The organism is Peteryoungia wuzhouensis (assembly GCF_003205195.1).
In the GTDB taxonomy this organism is placed as follows: Bacteria; Pseudomonadota; Alphaproteobacteria; order Rhizobiales; family Rhizobiaceae; genus Allorhizobium; species Allorhizobium wuzhouense.
Window position 1 is genome coordinate 89,188 of sequence record NZ_QJRY01000001.1, and the last position, 14,724, is coordinate 103,911.

Below are 14,724 nucleotides of genomic sequence, written 5' to 3' on the forward strand. Positions count from 1 at the left end.
CTCGCCTCTTGCCCCTCATCCTGAGGTCCCGGGTTTCCCCTCATCCTGAGGTGCCGGGCCCAGCCCGGCCTCGAAGGACGAGGCCACCTCTCCCTACCCCCCCACTACCTACTGCCTACTGGCTACTCGCTCCCCGCACCCTCACATCCCCCGCCGCCCGCGCGTCACCGAACGCGCCAGCATCGCCGTGATCTGCCCCTCGCTCCGGGCAAAACTCGCCGCATCCGTCGCCGTCACCTGAAAATGGATCACCGTACCCGCGCCCGCGCCGTCGCTGGCCACACCCAGTGCCCCATCGGCTCCGCGCTTCAGCGGCAAAATGGCCTCCGCCCCGGCCTCGCCCATCAAGCCCGTGCCGCCCGCCATTGAAAAATACGTCGGCTGCGCCACCACGCCGCCATCGGCAAAGGGCGTGACCCGCCCCGGCACCCCGCCCTTGGAATAGGCAGCCACACCCGTTCCAAGCGCCGATCCGAGCCCCGTTGTCAGACCGTCGAGCAACCCGCCTGCCGCCTGTCCCAGCAGATTTTCGAGCGGCTTCAAACCGGCCGAAAGCGCGATGTCGGAGAGCCGCAATCCCACCGTGCGCAGCACCTCCTCCAGCCCCTTGCCGCCGGTCACGGCGCCCGCCAACGCCGACGTCAGTGCCCGCCCGAACCGGGCCGAGCGGCTTTCGAGATCGTCGAGCACGGCCAAGGCCGCACTGCCATCGAGATCGACGGACAGCGCCAATGTGTCGTCATCGGTCATGGAGATTTCCTTTCTTTTCACGCGCAAACTGGTGGCCGCGCAGAACCGTCTGCCCGTCATCCTCAGGCGCCCGCCGCCGGCTCCCCTCATGATGAGGCACCCGCCAACGCCCCCTCATCCTGAGGCGCCCACCAACAACTCCCCTCATCCTGAGGTGCCCGACCCCGTCGGGCCTCGAAGGACGAGGCCACCGATCACCGCACGCCCGGATCCTTCGAGGCCCTCGCTTACGCGAGGGCACCTCAGGATGAGGGGAAGACAATCCAAGCCCTGGTTGACCGCACACCGATTGACACCTCAAAGCAATCCGTACACATTTACGTACAGTCCATCCAGGAGAGCCATCATGGCCCATGTCCGCCTGACCGAGTTCCGCCAAAACATCGCGACCCATTTCGACGAGGTGATCGCGTCGCGCGCGCCGCTGCTCGTCACCCGCCAGGGATCGGAGGCCGTGGTCGTGATGGCCGAGGGCGAATATGAGAGCCTGCAGGAAACGCTGCATCTTCTCTCAACGCCGGCGAATTCTGAACGGCTGCGTGAAAGCCTTGCCCAGCTTGATGGCGGAGAGTTGATCGACAGGGATCCGACCCTGTAACATGAACCTGCTCTGGACCGTGCACGCCTGGGCGGAATACGAATACTGGCAGGGTTCCGACCCGGCCATGGTCGAAAAAATCAACACGCTGATCCGGGATATGAAGCGATCCCCCTTCCAGGGCCTTGGAAAACCCGAGCCGCTCAAGGGCGATCTCAGCGGCTTTTGGTCTCGCCGTATCCTGGGCGAACACCGGCTTGTCTATCGCGTTTCCGGCAAGGGCAGCGTCCAGCAGATCGAAATCATTCAGTGCCGCTTTCTCTATCAGAAATAGGCCGCTTCCAACTGGATAGCGGTGCCGCCTCCGTCCTTCTCCCCGCCTGCGGGGAGAAGGTGCCCGAAGGGCGGATGAGGGGCGGCCTACCCGCTTGAGCCCCTCAATCCGGAAACCTCAACATCATCCGCTCCACCTCGCCGCGCGAAATCCCGCCCGGCCGATCAAATCCGCCGGCCATCGCCACAAATTCCGGCAGGCTCAGCCGCCAGAACACCTCTGGTAACAGCCGCAGGCGATGGAACCCGAGCGTCATGGCCGTCCCCCAGGGAAACGGCTTTGGCCCTTCGTCCCCGCCGCCTGCGGCCCTCAAGGGGACGCCGTCGTCTCCGCCCCGGCACCGGCAGAAACGCCCGCCGCCCCACCCGTCTGAAACGTCACCGTCAGCAGCTCGCCGACGACACCCGCCGCCCCCGCCACGCCGCCCTCGACCGCCATCTCGGCGACATCGGCATCGGACACCCGGTTGCCGCCGCCGCGCAGACCGCAGGCGAGGATGCGGATCAGATCCGCACTTTTCAGCCGCCCGGTCGAAAACCGCGCGGCGAGATCCCCAAGGCTTTCCGCCCCGAACGCCGTCTCCAACTCGGCCAGCGCCCCCAGCGTCAAACACAGAATGCGCCGCTCGCCATCGATGACAGCCTCCACCTCGCCGCGATGGCGGTTGGCGCGGTTCACCGTCACCGGCTGATCGCGGTCCCTCTCTCCATAACCCCGCATGTCAGCCTCACAGCGCCGCAAAGGACACGGCACCGGCCGATTCCAGCGCGATCTCGAAGGTCATTTCGCCGTCGTGATTGCCGGCATAGTCCAGCGCCGTCACCTGGAACGGCGCCGTCACCGTGCCGAAATCGGGGATCACCACCTGGAAATTCAGGATCGAGCCGGCAAAGAAGGCCGCCCGCACAAGGGCATCCGAGGCCTGGTCCTTGAACAGACCAGACCCCGTCAGCCCGGCGCGCCGCACGCCAGCCCCTTCCAGCAATTCCCGCCAGCGCCCGGCGCTTTCGCTATCGGTGATATCCACCGATTGCGCATTGAACGACAGCCGCCTGGCGCGAAGCCCCGCCACCGTGACAAAGCCCGCCCCATCATCGATCTTCAGCAAGAGATCCTTGCCCCTCTGCGCGCCCATATCCGCCTCCTGGTTGATGTGTGTGTAGATTGATTGTCGGGCGAGGCGCCTGCGGGGTCCTCTCTCCCCCTTGCGGGGGAGACTTCGGAGCGGTGGCCAAAGGCCAGAAATCGATCCAGTGAATCGATTTCAGCGAACGGAGGCCTGAGCGCGATGCCGCGCGAAGGCGATGAGAAGGTGTAGGCGAGCGCAAGCCGCCTAAACTTCAGATTTTCCAAGAGAGGGGCTCAGTTGCGGGGGCAGAAACCTGACCTTGCCCCACTTGCGAAATCTCAAGGTTTGGCCCTGATCGGGCCAACTCCTCGATTTCGCTTTCTCCCCCGCAAGGGGGGAGAAGAAGCCCCCACCCCAAGATTTCGCCCTGGCGCCCCCGCCCATCCCCCTCTAGAAACCCTACTGCCTACTGCCTACTGCCTACTGCCTACTGCCTAATGCCTAATGCCTACTGCCTATTCGCTATTCGCTCTCCCCCACCCGCCCCGAGCCCCCATGATGCCCCTCCGCCGCCTCGCGCTCGTCGCATCCCTCGCGCTTTGCCAGATCCTCGGCTGGGGCACGACCTTCGAAATGCCGGCCGTCTTCGGCCGCGCCATGGCGACCGATCTCGGGATGGCCAATGAGCTCGCCTTTGCGGGGCTCACCGTGATGATGCTGATGATGGCGGCACTCGGCCCCTTCACCGGCCGTCTGATCGCCCGCCACGGCGCCGCCCGGACGCTCGCGCTCGGCTCGCTCACCATGGGCGCAGGCCTGCTGGTTCTTGCCGCCGCTCAAGGGATCGTGCTTTATGGCCTCGGCTGGCTGATCCTCGGCTTTGGCGGCGCCTGCGGGTTGTCGGTGCCGAGTTACGCCGCCGTCGTGGAACGCGAAGGCAACGGTGCCAAACGCACCATCGGCATCCTGATGATCTTCACCGGCCTGTCCTCGGCCATCTGCTGGCCGCTCCTCTCGCTGGCGTCGGACGCCGTCGGCTGGCGCGGCGCGCTCATCGGCGCTGCCGTCGTGCAGTTTCTTGTCTGCCTGCCGGCGCATCTGGCGCTCGCCCGCATGCCGATCCAGCGTTCCGCAGAAGACCGCGCCGCCGACCTCGTCGAGCCGCTCACCTTGAGCCCCGCCCAGGCGCGCATCGCCTTTGCCCTGATTGCACTCGCCACGGCGCTCGCCAGCCTGATGACCTTCGGCCTCTCGCCGATCCTGCTCCACGTCTTGGAAGTCTCCGGCGCCACGCCAGCGCTCGCCTTGCAGCTCGGGTCGCTGCGCGCCGTCTTCGGCATTGCCGCCCGCGCCGTCGATGTGGTGCTCGGCAAACGCTCCTCACCGCTCACGACCGGTCTAGCCGGCACCGCCATGCTGACCGCCGCCCCGCTGATCATTCTCTTCACCGAGGGCACGCCCTCGACACTCTTCGCCTTCGTCGCCCTTTACGGCTTCGGGTCGGGCGTCACCACGATCGCCCGCGCGCTCCTGCCGCTCAGCTTCTTTTCCGCCAGCCGCTTTGCCCAGCAATCGGCGCGGCTCGCTCTGCCGCAAAACCTCGCCAATGCCACCGCCCCCGTGCTGATGACCGCCGTCATCGACCGCGCCGGCCTCACCGCCGGCCTGACGCTTGCCACCCTCTTCGCCGCCACGGCGTTCGTCGCTATTCTGGCGCTTGCGGTGATGGCGCGGCGGAGTGGGCGGTTGCATTAGGTGCGCGGTGGGTTAGATCTGGCCGCCGGCAGCCGATCCGACGCCGAGAGCTCCACGCCAAAATGCTCCGCGAGGTCGGTCAGGATCGCCTGGAGCGTCACGAGTACCCGCTCCAGTTCATCCCTTTCGGCCCGCGCCGGTATTCGGCCGGCATCCTTGGGATAGCGGTAGGTCGTCGCGAACACGGTCAGGAAGGTCAGCGGCGCAAACCGCGCCTTGAACGGATCGGCATCAGGCAGGAGATCCCGCAACACGTCGATGCGATGCGAATCCCGTCGCTCGGCGCGGATGCCTTCCGAAGTCAAAAGCGCCAGCAGCATCTTCTCTGCCGTCTGCTGGGCATGATAGGCATCGTTGCGATTATCCGCCCCCGATAGCAGCCGCGCCGCATCGAGATCTTCGCGGGCCAAACGCAGGGCGTTGGCGATATGCAGCTCAGCGGAAAAGCAGAATGCCGTCGTCAACGATATGGCTGGCCGCCGAATTCGCCACTTTGAGATCGGCCTGGAAGTCGGAGAGGCGTGTGACCGAGACGTCAGCATGCACGCCGGATCCGTCCTGCAGCGTCCAGCCGAACAGCGGCGACAACATGCTCTCGGGCGCGTCATCGGCGACGATGATCTTCAGGTCCCAGTCACTCTGTGCAGTCGCCTCGTCACGCGCCCGGCTGCCATAGAGGATCACCTCGATCGGATCGCAGGCAGCGTCAATGCGCGCCAGCAGTGTCCTCAGCGCCGGAAAACGCTCCGGATCGGCCACCCGGCCACCCAAGCTCTGTGCGATCACGCCCATCAACGCCCCCTGTGAAACGGCTGAATGCAAGATAACCTAGGACGTGAACGGTTTCCATAGGATCGAGTTTCGTCCCTCGTGCCCCCCCTCACTCCACCACCGCCCGAAAACTTGCCTCCGCGACAAACAACCCGGCCTTCACCTCGCGCCGGCTCACCGTGCGCCGATGCCTGAAATTCACCAGCCGAAAGCCAGAGAGTCCCTGCGGCAGCCCCTTCGCCACCCGGCGCAGCTCCGCCACCAGTTCTTCCGCCTCGCGCCGCGATTTCGCACTCCAGGCCTCCAGCACCAGCAGGATTTCCGCCCCCTCCGCCTCGCCAGTCGAATAATCCCGCGCCTCGACCGTGCCCAGCACCAGCGCCGGAAAGTGCTGCGGCCGCAGCGTCCGGTCGGTCATCCCGTCCGCCCCGAGCAGCCCGGCCAGCGCCGCATCGGCCTTCACCGCCTGTTGAAGCGCCGAAGCCAACGCATTGACCGCATTCGCCATTGTTCATCTCCCTGATCACGCCCGAGCTGAGTACCGACACATCACGCCACCCCTCGTGCCAAACGCCAACCCCTCATGCATCACGCCAACCCCTCATCCTGAGGTGCCCGGCGCAGCCGGGCCTCGAAGGACGAGGCCACCGCCCCCATCATCCCCTGCCCGTCGCCCCTCCAGCTCTGAACCGTCAGCGTCTCCCCGCGCAGCCCGCGCCAACCGCTCCGTCAACGCCCGCCGCAACATCTCGCCCAGCACCACCCCGGTCTCCTCGAGCGCCACCGGCACATGGTCCCGCCCGCCGCCGCGCCTCATCCCGTCACCTCACGGCAGAGCGCCAGCATTAACCGCCCCGTCTCGTCGAGATCGCGCAACGCCAAAATCTCGAAAACCCGCGCGTCCTTGCACAGCCGCTGCCCCGGCCTGAGATCGCCGCGTGCCCGCAAGGTCACCTGATGCGTCGCCTCCGACACCAGCCCCGGCCCCTTGATCTCTTCGCCAAATGTCTTCGGCTCGATCAGTGCCCAGACGCGGGCCTGCTCGGCAAAGACGACATCCGCCCCGCCCTGCCCGTCATCCGTGGCTTGAGGCGCTTCCAGCACCAGCCGCGCCGTCAGCCGGCCGGCATCGATATCGAGAGCCGCCATGGTCAGAGCCCCCGCCGACAAAAGGGCGCGATCAGCCGGTCATATCCCGGCGGCACCACCGCCGGCTGGGCCTCAGGCGCCACCACGCCCCGGCAGGCAAACATCGCCGCGATATGCAACAGCATGGCCCGCTTCAGCGTGTCCGGCACGTCAGCACCGCTCTCGCCAAACCCGGCGACAAATTCCACCTCGATGCCGTTCAAGACCCGCCCCGGCTGAGGCACATCGCGCAGCCAAAGCCGCGCCGGCCGCGCCTCGCCATCAAGCAAATGCCCGGTCAGATCCACGGCCTGACCGACGCCATCGCCGTCATACACCGTCACATCCGTCACCTGCCGCACCGGCCCGCGCGCGATCGTCAAAATGCCGTCGTCCGGCCAGGCATCGAGGCAAAGCCGGAAATCTCTGATCGCCAGCACCAGCCCGGTCTCCCGCTCCAGATGTTCGCGCGCGACCGTGATCAGCGAGCCGAGCAGGGTGTCCTCGTCCTCGGTATCCAGCCGCAGATGCGCCTTCACCTCGGCAAGCGTCAGTGGCTCCGCCAACGGCGGAGTAAGGTCGATGATGGTCATGGGAGATCCTTTGAATATGGAAATGAAAGCAAACCCCTCATCCTGAGGTGCCCGGCCCAGCCGGGCCTCGAAGGACGAGGCCACCCTCGCGGGGGCCGATGCTTCGAGGCCCGCTGACGCGGGCACCTCAGCATGAGGACTGCCCCTCATCCCCCTGCCGGGACCTTCTCCCCGTGAACGGGGAGAAGGGGGCACGCCGCTGGCCGCATTCGCCCTTCTCCCCGCCCTGAGCCTGTCGAAGGGGCGGGGAGAAGGTGCCCGAAGGGCGGATGAGGGGCCTGTTTCAACGGGCGGCCAAGGCCACCCACCTCCCCGTCCAAGGGGAGGGTCAATGCCTCACACCCCGAACTTCACCAGTTTGATCGCCTCGAAATCCTGCACGCCGCCGCCCACGCGCTTCTTCGTGTAAAACAGCACGTAAGGTTTGGCCGAATAGGGATCACGCAGCACCCGCACGCCGACCCGGTCCACCACCAGATAGCCGGCGCGAAAATCGCCAAACGCAATCGCCGTGGCATTCGCCGCAATCTCCGGCATGGCCTCGGATTCGGCGACCGGGAAGCCCATCAGCGAGGCCGGATCGCCGGCGCGGGCGGGGGGCGCCCAGAGATAGTTGCCGTCGGCATCCTTCAGCTTGCGCACCGCGCCCTGGCTGCGCCGGCTCATGACGAATGTGCCGTTCTGGCGATGCCCCGCCTTCAGCGCATAAACCGCGTTGATCAGCACGTCCGACGCCCCGCTTGCGGCAAAGGCGCCCGCCGCCCCGGTCGCCACCGTGCCGATCTTGCCCCATTCCCAGGCGTCGTCGGCCACCTGCGGATAACTCAGAAAGCCCTTCGGCCGGTTGACGCCATCGCCGGAGACGAAGGCAACGCCCTCCTGTTCGGCAAAGGCGATGTCGACTTCCGCCGCAATCCAGGCCTCGATATCAACAGCCGCATCGTCAAGCAGCCCCTGGGTTGCCGCCGGCATGGCATAGAGCTCCATGGTCGGGAAGGCGAGTTCGGAAAGTTCCGGCGTGCCGGTCTGCGGCCTTGCCGCCGTCTCCGCCACCCAGCCGCTGGCAAACCCCGCTGCCGCAAACGGCTTCTTCAGCACTGACCCCGACACCTGCCGCACGGTGGCGAGCGCGCGGATCGGCGAAATGGCGGTCAGCCTGCGGCCAATCTCGCCATCCATCTGCGGCGGCACGAGATAGCCGCCGTCACCCGAAACACCGGCCGAGAGCGCCTTCTGGTCGAGATCGCGCAAGGCCTGGTCGTCGCCGCGCCTGACATAGGCCTCGAAGGCCGCCTTGTGTTCGGCAGACACCTGGTCGTCGCGCCCCGGCCGCGAGAGTTGCGGCCGGAGCTTCTTCAGCACCAGCTCGTCGAGAAGCCGCCCCTGATCGTCGATCGCCTTGTTGATCCGCTCGACCTTGTCGCGGGTCACGACGTCGCTTGTCAGCTTGTCCTCGATTTCCGCCAGCCGCTGGTCATTGCCCTCCTTGAACGCCTCAAAGGCGCTCATCAGCTCCTCGAAAGCCGCCGTCACCGTGTCGGGTGCCGCTTTCACCTCGAGTGGCGCGCGCGCCGGCGAAACCGGCTTGCCCGCCCCCTTCGCCCCCGTACCGTCGTCCGTCATCATGCCCTGTCCTTTCGCCTGATCCATCTCGTCATCCCCTGTTGAAATGATTGCTCGCCATCGCCCTCGCCGCCCGGCGCATCAGCCGCACGAGCTCGGTTTCCCTGTCGCGGTAGAACCGCCGATGCTTGACATTGGAGACACGCGCCGTCGGCAGCATGGGAAAGGTCACGACCGAGATCTCCCAGAGATCCGCCTCCAGAATGCGCCGCACCCCGGCCTTGCGATCGCTGCGCGTCTTCACCGCGCGAAAGCCGATCGACAGCCCGTCGAGCGCGCCTGCCTTCATCAGCGCCAGCACCTCGCGGGCGCGGGCCACATCGGTTGCCAGCTTGCCCTCGACATAAAGCCCGCGCGCGTCCTCGCGCAAAACCGTCCAGCGGCCGATCACCTCGGCCGGATCGTGCTGGAACAGCATGCGCACGCCGCCTGCCCCGCGCTTGTCGATCGAGGCCGAAAAAGCCCCGGGCTCGATCGCATCGCGGCCGAGATCGACCTCGCCGAACAGGCTGGCATAACCGGAAAACGTCCCGTCGCCGGCAACCCCCTTCAGCGTCAGCCCCGCATATCGAAAACTCTGGCCGCCCGGCCCTTGCTCGCGCTGCATGTGTCTCTCCTCGTGATGTTCGTGTGTCGCGGCTCTCACACCTCCCCCCTCGAGGGGGGGAGGTCGCCGCAAAGCGGCGGGTGGGGGTGATCACCGATCGGCGCTTGATGATAGAACCGCCCCTCATCCCCCTGCCGGGACCTTCTCCCCGTGAACGGGGAGAAGGGGGCACCACGCCGGCCGCATCGCCCTTCTCCCCGCCTGCGGGGAGAAGGTGCCCGAAGGGCGGATGAGGGGCTTTTTGGTCACAGGGTGAACGACAGTCGCAGCGTGCCACTCAAACCTTCTCCCCCGCCCGCCCCGTCAGCCGCACCAGCACGCCCAGCCCCCACCAGGCAGTGAAAGACGCGAGCGTGGCGCCGGCCAGCATGATCTCGGCGGAGGACAGGTCCGGCTCGATACCGAGCCGGGTCGCGCCCCAGAGACCCGTCGGCCCGCCGAAGATCAGCCCGCAGGCGAGCCCGGTCAGGAAACGCACCGCCGCCTCGCGGCGATGTTTGGGCAGGAGGTAGACGAGCGAAATCGCGGAGCCCGCGACCGCCCCGATCAGGCGCGCAGAAAAAACGCCGCCGTCATGGCTGAAGTCAGTCATTTGTTCATCTTTCGCTGATAGGCTTGATGTCTGCGCCGGCCGGTACGATCCCGCCCAAAAGGCTGCGGCCGGCGCAAACCTTCCCCTTCGACTGCAACGGACTGCGGCCCTATCCAGGTGATGGCGGCGGATTTTTTCGAATATTCTGAATCTCTTGGGCGAGGATGTTCACACCGCGATTCCGCATGTGAACCTGCTGCGTGAAGTCGCTCACATTCCGATTCAACAGACGGCGCCGGCCCGCCCTGCAGCCAGGTCGGCTGTCCCGCGACAAGGCCGCCCGCGAAACCAACTCTCTCCCCTCATCCTGAGGCGCCCTCGCAAAGCGAGGGCCTCGAAGGACGAGGCCCGGACACGTATTTCCCAGATCGCAAACGCGACCGTCACACGCCTTTCATCAAGGCCTGCCTATGTGCATGCGGGGTAATATGTTTGGGGTCACATCATGGTCTATGTCATCGACGCGGCGCGTGCGCCGCGCGGCACCGTTGCGGAAAAACCGCTGCTTCTCGCCACTCTCGTCACGCTGTCACTGTCGGCATTCTTCGTTTCGTTTCCGGCGGTGGATCTCGCCGTCAGCCACTTTTTCTATGTCGAGGGCCAGGGGTTCCCGGCGACGAAAATGACGGCGCTCAACACCTTCCGCGCCTTCGGCCAGTATTTTCCGCTGGCACTCACCATCGTGCTGGTGATCGGGCTGGTGCTCAAGCTCATCTATCCCTCGCGGGCATCGCTCTTTCCGCCGCGCTTCACGCTCTATTTTTCCAGCCTCTTCCTGCTCGGCCCGGCGCTCACCGTCAACGGCATCCTGAAACCGCTCATCGATCGCCCCCGGCCGCGCAGCATCATCGATTTCGGCGGCACCGAGCATTTCATCCATGCCTGGGCGCTCGGCGGCGATTATTTCGACGACCGTTCCTTCGTCTCGGGCGAAGCCGCCGTCGTCACCTGTCTCATCCCGCTCGCCTTTTTCGTGCCGGTCGTCTGGCGCCGCTGCGTCTTCTGCCTGCTCAGCCTTTTTGCGGCGCTCACCGCGCTCAACCGCATTGCCTTTGGCGCGCATTTCCTCTCCGATGTGCTGATTGCATCAGGCCTGATGGCCATGCTGTCGATCGCCCTCGGCCACCTCTTCTATGGTCGACCGGGTGTCCAGTCCTGCGACATCAAGCTCGAAGCCGCCCTCACCGATTTCGGCCACCGCCTGCATGCCGCGCGCCGAAGAGCCATCGCCCGCGTCCTCGACGCCGTCACAAGCCGGCTGTCACTGTCGCCTGCGCTACTGCAGCCTGCGCCATCGACAAAGGCCGAGCGGCAGGACTGAAGAGCGGGCTCGCGCACCGGGCACGCAGTGGAAATCCCCTCGCCCTGAGGTGCCGGGCTTAAGCCTGGCCTCGAAGGGCGATGCCACCATCCTGATCAGTTCTACGGGCACCAAGCCCTTCAAAACCGCATGGTCCGAAAGGTCAGCGACACCCGTCGCCCGCGCATCACCCGCACCCCGTCGATGATATCAGACCGACGCGCCGGGATCGCATGGGTCCAGTCATGTCGCGCCACCCCTTCCAGCACCAGCAGCGACCTTGGCGGCAAGATCGCCGCTCGCCTCTCTCCCGTCGCGACGCAGCCAAACTGCATCTCGCAAGGAGAAAGGAGGCTCATCGACACGATCACATCGCCGAAACACGGCTGGCAATCGACATGGGCGCTGATCCCCTGCCCCGGCAAATACTCATTGGCGATCACCTGATCCGGCAGGCGCGCAAAAATCCCGTCCTCGACCATCCGCCGTCCAAGCCCCTGCACGTCCTCCGGCAGCGGCCCGATCCGGCTCTCCGGCGTCGCGATCCGCGCCCGATAATCGTAGCGATAGCCAAAATGCCGAACCCGCCGCCGCAGTTCGTCGCTCCAGGCTCCCTCGTCGAGAAAGGCGACGAGCGCGGTTTCCTCGGCGGGCGTGATCCAGTCGGGGATCACACGGGCGCCGGGTGGGAGGCCAATGTCGGTTATTTCAGTTCCATCGACCGTCATCTGCGTGTTACCCGTAAAGGCTAGCGAACGCCTATCATTGCACGCATTCGTCGCATTTCAAGGTTGCCATCATGCCATTGCAGAAACGCCGCATCATCATCATCGGAGCCGGCATCTTCGGAACGGCGATGGCCTATCACCTGGCCTCGCCGCAAACGGATGTCGTCCTGGTCGAGAGCGGCCCGAACCCCGCCTGCGGTGTCACCGGTCGCGCCTTCGGCTGGATCAACACCGTCCACGGGGTGCCCGGCAGTGACAGTCATGTCCTTTGGCAGAAGGCTGTGCAGGACTATCCCGCCCTGATCCACGATCTGCCCGAGATATCGGGTTTTTCACGCCGTGGCTCACTTCTCTGGCATGCCTTGGCGCAAGAAACCGAAGATCTCTTCGCGACACGCCAGCATGCCGGCGAAACCGTCGAACTGGTGGATCGCGTAACGATCAGCCGGCTGGAACCGCAGCTGCGCCATGCGCCGCAAATAGCCGTCTTCTCGACCGAGGATATTGCCATCGATCCGATCCGCCTGGCCGGAACGCTTCTCGACGCCGCCCGGAGCCGCGGTGCCACTGTCCGTTTCGGCGAGACGGTCTCGTCAATCGAAACGGTCAATGGTCAGATCAGCGGCATCAGGACCTCGTCCGGTCTGATCGAGACCGATTGCGTCCTCCTCGCCGCTGGTCCGGGAACGGACTTGCTGGCAAAACAGCTCGGCATAGAGATCGGCATGGTCCTATCGCCGGCGCTCCTGCTCCGATATGCCTGCGACACGCCCTTCATCCGCCATATCCTCGACGGTCCGCGTGTCGAGGTTCGCCAGAGCCTAGACAAAACCGTCTTCGTCGCCGAGTCCTGGCATCCGGACAATCCCGACGAAACACCGATGATCGTCGGCAAGCGGTTCCTGTCCGTCCTAACCGAAGAATTCGATCTGCCGTCGCCCCTGTCGCTGATCAGTGCAGACATCGGCCATCGCCCCACCTTCGAGGACAAACTCCCCCGCCTCGGCTTTGTCCCCGAGGTCCAGGGTCTCTATCTCGCCACCGGCCATCCCGGCCTGATCCTCGCGCCCTATCTGGCACGCCTGGCAGCCCGGGACATTCTGCATGGGGAGGTGCCCGCCATACCTAAACGCGCCAATGGAACTGATCCCCTCACCAACAAAATCTGAAGGTTAGGCGGCTTGCGCGCGCCTAGCGCTTCGATTTTGTAACCTCTCCCACAAGGGGGAGAGAAGACGATGCGGCCAGCGGCGGCGTTCCCTCTCCCCTCTGTGGGAGAGGTTACAAAATCGAGGGCTTAGCCCATCAGGGCTAAACCTCAGATTTTGTTGGTGAGGGGATCGGTTCACAAGGCACCACACCCTCAATACCCCACAGCCTCCCGCTTCTCCTCATCCGTCAAAAAACCGGCCGCCCCGACCCTCGCCCACAGAGCATCGCGCTCGGCGGAAAGCCCCGCCACCGTGTCGAGATCCGGCACCAGCCGCAGCCCCTCGCCTGTGAGATCGCCAAGAAAGCCTGAGAGCGCCGCCCCCGTCCGCGTCACCAGCGGCAGCACGGTCAGGCGATAAAAGGCGCGGTTCGCCTCCTGGTAATTCGCATAGGTGTTGTCGCCGGGAATGCCGAGCAGCATCGGCGGCACGCCGAAGGCAAGCGCGATGTCACGCGCAGCCCCGTTCTTAGCCTCGACAAAATCCATGTCCTTGGGCGAAAGCCCCATCGACTTCCAGTCGAGCCCGCCTTCGAGCAGCAGCGGCCGCCCGGCGCGCATCGGGCCGGAATAACCCTCGTCGAGCTCCACCTTCAGCCGCTGATACTGGTCGGACGACAGATTGCCGCCCTCCTTCGGCTGATAGACCAGCGCGCCGGAGGGCCTGGCCGAATTGTCCAAGAGCGCCTTGTTCCAGCGCCCCGCCGCATTGTGCAGATCGAGCGCCACCTGCGCTGCCGCGAGCGGCGCAAAGCCTAGGTGATCGTCGAGCGGATGAAACAGCTTCAGATGCAGCAGCCCGTTCAGCGCAATGCGCCGCACCACCGTGCCCGCACGGTAATCATAACCTGCCGGCCAGCCATCGGCAGCGGAGACGACACTCACCCGGTCGGGCCTGAGCAAATGCAGCTCCGCCCTCGCCCCGGCCCCCGCGCCAACCGCAATCGCCTCGACAAAAGCATTGCCCGAGAGCAGCAGCTGGCCATAGAGCGCCTCGAGAAAATCCGCCCCGGTCATCGCCCCGTTCGGCCGTGACAGAAGCGACAGCGCCGGATGATCCTCCCGTTCGGCCGGCCCCTGATAGGCGAGAAAGCCGATGCTGGCAGCCGCTTCCGAAACCATCCGCACACAGCGATGCGCCACCGGGTTCTTCATGAACCCCTCGCGCGACAGCGCCGCATAACTGCGCCCCGTCCACCGCGCCTCGCCCTCGCCGGCAATCAAGGCCAGTGGCGTGCCAGGCCGGGGAGACAGCGCCTTTTCATCAGGCAAACGGGTGCGATCCGGGGCTTGCGCCCAGGGCAAACGGAAGGGGAGTTTCATGGGGTGTGTCCTTGCTCGACGGTGAGGCAATCTCGATGGTCGGCCCCTTGGCGGAAAACCAGCCTTGGACTACCATCTCATGGTTGCATTTTCGGTCACGGGAATCAGGGGGCGGTGATGGAAGCACCAAAAGACAGTCTGACGGTTCTGATCCGCAACGAAAGTCAGAAGCTCACGGCGAATTTCGTGAATACCTGCGGGACGACCATGGTGGCGATCGGGGTTCTGACGCCGACGATCAACGCCATTGTGACAGATCCGAGCACGCTCAGTCCCCTTGCCGTCTTGGAGTTTTCGACATTCGGCGTTATATTGCACCTGTGGGCACGCACATTTCTCTTGGATCTTGAGGAAGCACCATGATCGACATCACCGCCACCAGCGGCTTTTTCAACCAGGCAGG

At 65.4% G+C, this 14,724-nt stretch carries 20 protein-coding genes; 6 read left to right on the top strand and 14 right to left on the bottom strand.

Annotated elements, in window-relative coordinates; genetic code table 11:
• Window positions 1–141 precede the first annotated feature (141 nt).
• Window positions 142–750: a phage tail tape measure protein gene (locus DMY87_RS00415; RefSeq protein ID WP_110789333.1), complete on the bottom strand. Its 609-nt coding sequence runs from the start codon at window positions 748–750 to the stop codon at window positions 142–144.
• Between the two features lie 346 nt (window positions 751–1,096).
• Here DMY87_RS00415 and DMY87_RS00420 point away from each other — a divergent pair, with 346 nt between their 5' ends.
• Window positions 1,097–1,348, top strand: coding sequence for a type II toxin-antitoxin system Phd/YefM family antitoxin (locus DMY87_RS00420; protein ID WP_110789334.1), 252 nt, complete (start codon window positions 1,097–1,099; stop codon window positions 1,346–1,348).
• 1 nt (window position 1,349) lies between these two features.
• Window positions 1,350–1,622 (top strand): Txe/YoeB family addiction module toxin, encoded by a 273-nt coding sequence (locus DMY87_RS00425; RefSeq protein WP_110789335.1) that lies wholly within the window; start codon window positions 1,350–1,352, stop codon window positions 1,620–1,622.
• 103 nt (window positions 1,623–1,725) lie between these two features.
• Here DMY87_RS00425 and DMY87_RS00430 read toward each other — a convergent pair whose 3' ends face one another.
• The 3 genes from DMY87_RS00430 to DMY87_RS00440 are packed head-to-tail and all read right to left on the bottom strand — an operon-like array spanning window position 1,726 to window position 2,757.
• The gene (locus tag DMY87_RS00430; RefSeq protein ID WP_110789336.1) at window positions 1,726–1,935 is read right to left on the bottom strand and encodes a phage tail assembly chaperone; all 210 of its coding nucleotides are present in this window, start codon (window positions 1,933–1,935) and stop codon (window positions 1,726–1,728) included.
• Complete coding sequence (locus DMY87_RS00435; RefSeq protein ID WP_110789337.1) at window positions 1,932–2,342, bottom strand: gene transfer agent family protein; 411 nt, start codon at window positions 2,340–2,342, stop codon at window positions 1,932–1,934. Before DMY87_RS00435 ends, DMY87_RS00430 begins: the two co-directional genes overlap by 4 nt.
• 7 nt (window positions 2,343–2,349) lie before the next feature.
• On the bottom strand, window positions 2,350–2,757 hold the full coding sequence (locus DMY87_RS00440; protein ID WP_110789338.1) for a phage major tail protein, TP901-1 family: 408 nt from the start codon (window positions 2,755–2,757) through the stop codon (window positions 2,350–2,352).
• 489 nt (window positions 2,758–3,246) lie between these two features.
• On the opposite strand from DMY87_RS00440, the gene DMY87_RS00445 reads away from it, so the two are divergent.
• The gene (locus DMY87_RS00445) at window positions 3,247–4,446 is read left to right on the top strand and encodes an MFS transporter (RefSeq protein ID WP_245408777.1); all 1,200 of its coding nucleotides are present in this window, start codon (window positions 3,247–3,249) and stop codon (window positions 4,444–4,446) included.
• Here DMY87_RS00445 and DMY87_RS00450 read toward each other — a convergent pair.
• From DMY87_RS00450 to DMY87_RS00490, 8 genes are all read right to left on the bottom strand, one after another.
• Entirely contained in the window at window positions 4,443–4,910 is a 468-nt protein-coding gene (locus DMY87_RS00450) for a HEPN domain-containing protein (protein ID WP_165826114.1), read from the bottom strand. The two genes, DMY87_RS00445 and DMY87_RS00450, sit on opposite strands and share 4 nt — an antisense overlap.
• Window positions 4,882–5,238 (bottom strand): nucleotidyltransferase domain-containing protein, encoded by a 357-nt coding sequence (locus DMY87_RS00455; RefSeq protein WP_110789340.1) that lies wholly within the window; start codon window positions 5,236–5,238, stop codon window positions 4,882–4,884. Before DMY87_RS00455 ends, DMY87_RS00450 begins: the two co-directional genes overlap by 29 nt.
• Before the next feature lie 88 nt (window positions 5,239–5,326).
• A complete protein-coding gene (locus DMY87_RS00460) occupies window positions 5,327–5,725 on the bottom strand; it encodes a DUF3168 domain-containing protein (protein ID WP_110789341.1) in 399 nt (132 codons plus the stop codon).
• A gap of 305 nt (window positions 5,726–6,030) precedes the next feature.
• Window positions 6,031–6,366, bottom strand: a complete 336-nt coding sequence (locus DMY87_RS00470; protein WP_110789343.1) for a phage head closure protein — start codon at window positions 6,364–6,366, stop codon at window positions 6,031–6,033.
• A gap of 2 nt (window positions 6,367–6,368) precedes the next feature.
• Window positions 6,369–6,938, bottom strand: coding sequence for a head-tail connector protein (locus DMY87_RS00475; protein ID WP_110789344.1), 570 nt, complete (start codon window positions 6,936–6,938; stop codon window positions 6,369–6,371).
• Window positions 6,939–7,274: 336 nt separating this feature from the next.
• The gene (locus tag DMY87_RS00480; RefSeq protein WP_110790305.1) at window positions 7,275–8,561 is read right to left on the bottom strand and encodes a phage major capsid protein; all 1,287 of its coding nucleotides are present in this window, start codon (window positions 8,559–8,561) and stop codon (window positions 7,275–7,277) included.
• A 31-nt stretch (window positions 8,562–8,592) separates the two neighbouring features.
• On the bottom strand, window positions 8,593–9,168 hold the full coding sequence (locus DMY87_RS00485) for an HK97 family phage prohead protease (RefSeq protein WP_110789345.1): 576 nt from the start codon (window positions 9,166–9,168) through the stop codon (window positions 8,593–8,595).
• A gap of 277 nt (window positions 9,169–9,445) precedes the next feature.
• On the bottom strand, window positions 9,446–9,760 hold the full coding sequence (locus DMY87_RS00490; RefSeq protein ID WP_110789346.1) for a DUF6107 family protein: 315 nt from the start codon (window positions 9,758–9,760) through the stop codon (window positions 9,446–9,448).
• A 445-nt stretch (window positions 9,761–10,205) separates the two neighbouring features.
• Here DMY87_RS00490 and DMY87_RS00495 point away from each other — a divergent pair, with 445 nt between their 5' ends.
• Complete coding sequence (locus tag DMY87_RS00495) at window positions 10,206–11,081, top strand: phosphatase PAP2 family protein (protein ID WP_110789347.1); 876 nt, start codon at window positions 10,206–10,208, stop codon at window positions 11,079–11,081.
• A gap of 119 nt (window positions 11,082–11,200) precedes the next feature.
• On the opposite strand, the gene DMY87_RS00500 is transcribed toward DMY87_RS00495, so the two are convergent.
• Window positions 11,201–11,734, bottom strand: a complete 534-nt coding sequence (locus DMY87_RS00500; RefSeq protein ID WP_245408778.1) for an alpha-ketoglutarate-dependent dioxygenase AlkB — start codon at window positions 11,732–11,734, stop codon at window positions 11,201–11,203.
• Between the two features lie 125 nt (window positions 11,735–11,859).
• Between DMY87_RS00500 and DMY87_RS00505 the strand changes: the two genes are divergently transcribed.
• Entirely contained in the window at window positions 11,860–12,957 is a 1,098-nt protein-coding gene (locus DMY87_RS00505; RefSeq protein WP_110789349.1) for an NAD(P)/FAD-dependent oxidoreductase, read from the top strand.
• A 194-nt stretch (window positions 12,958–13,151) separates the two neighbouring features.
• On the opposite strand, the gene DMY87_RS00510 is transcribed toward DMY87_RS00505, so the two are convergent.
• On the bottom strand, window positions 13,152–14,321 hold the full coding sequence (locus tag DMY87_RS00510; protein WP_110789350.1) for a phage portal protein: 1,170 nt from the start codon (window positions 14,319–14,321) through the stop codon (window positions 13,152–13,154).
• Window positions 14,322–14,438: 117 nt separating this feature from the next.
• On the opposite strand from DMY87_RS00510, the gene DMY87_RS00515 reads away from it, so the two are divergent.
• Window positions 14,439–14,684, top strand: coding sequence for a hypothetical protein (locus tag DMY87_RS00515; RefSeq protein ID WP_110789351.1), 246 nt, complete (start codon window positions 14,439–14,441; stop codon window positions 14,682–14,684).
• Window positions 14,685–14,724: the final 40 nt, after the last annotated feature.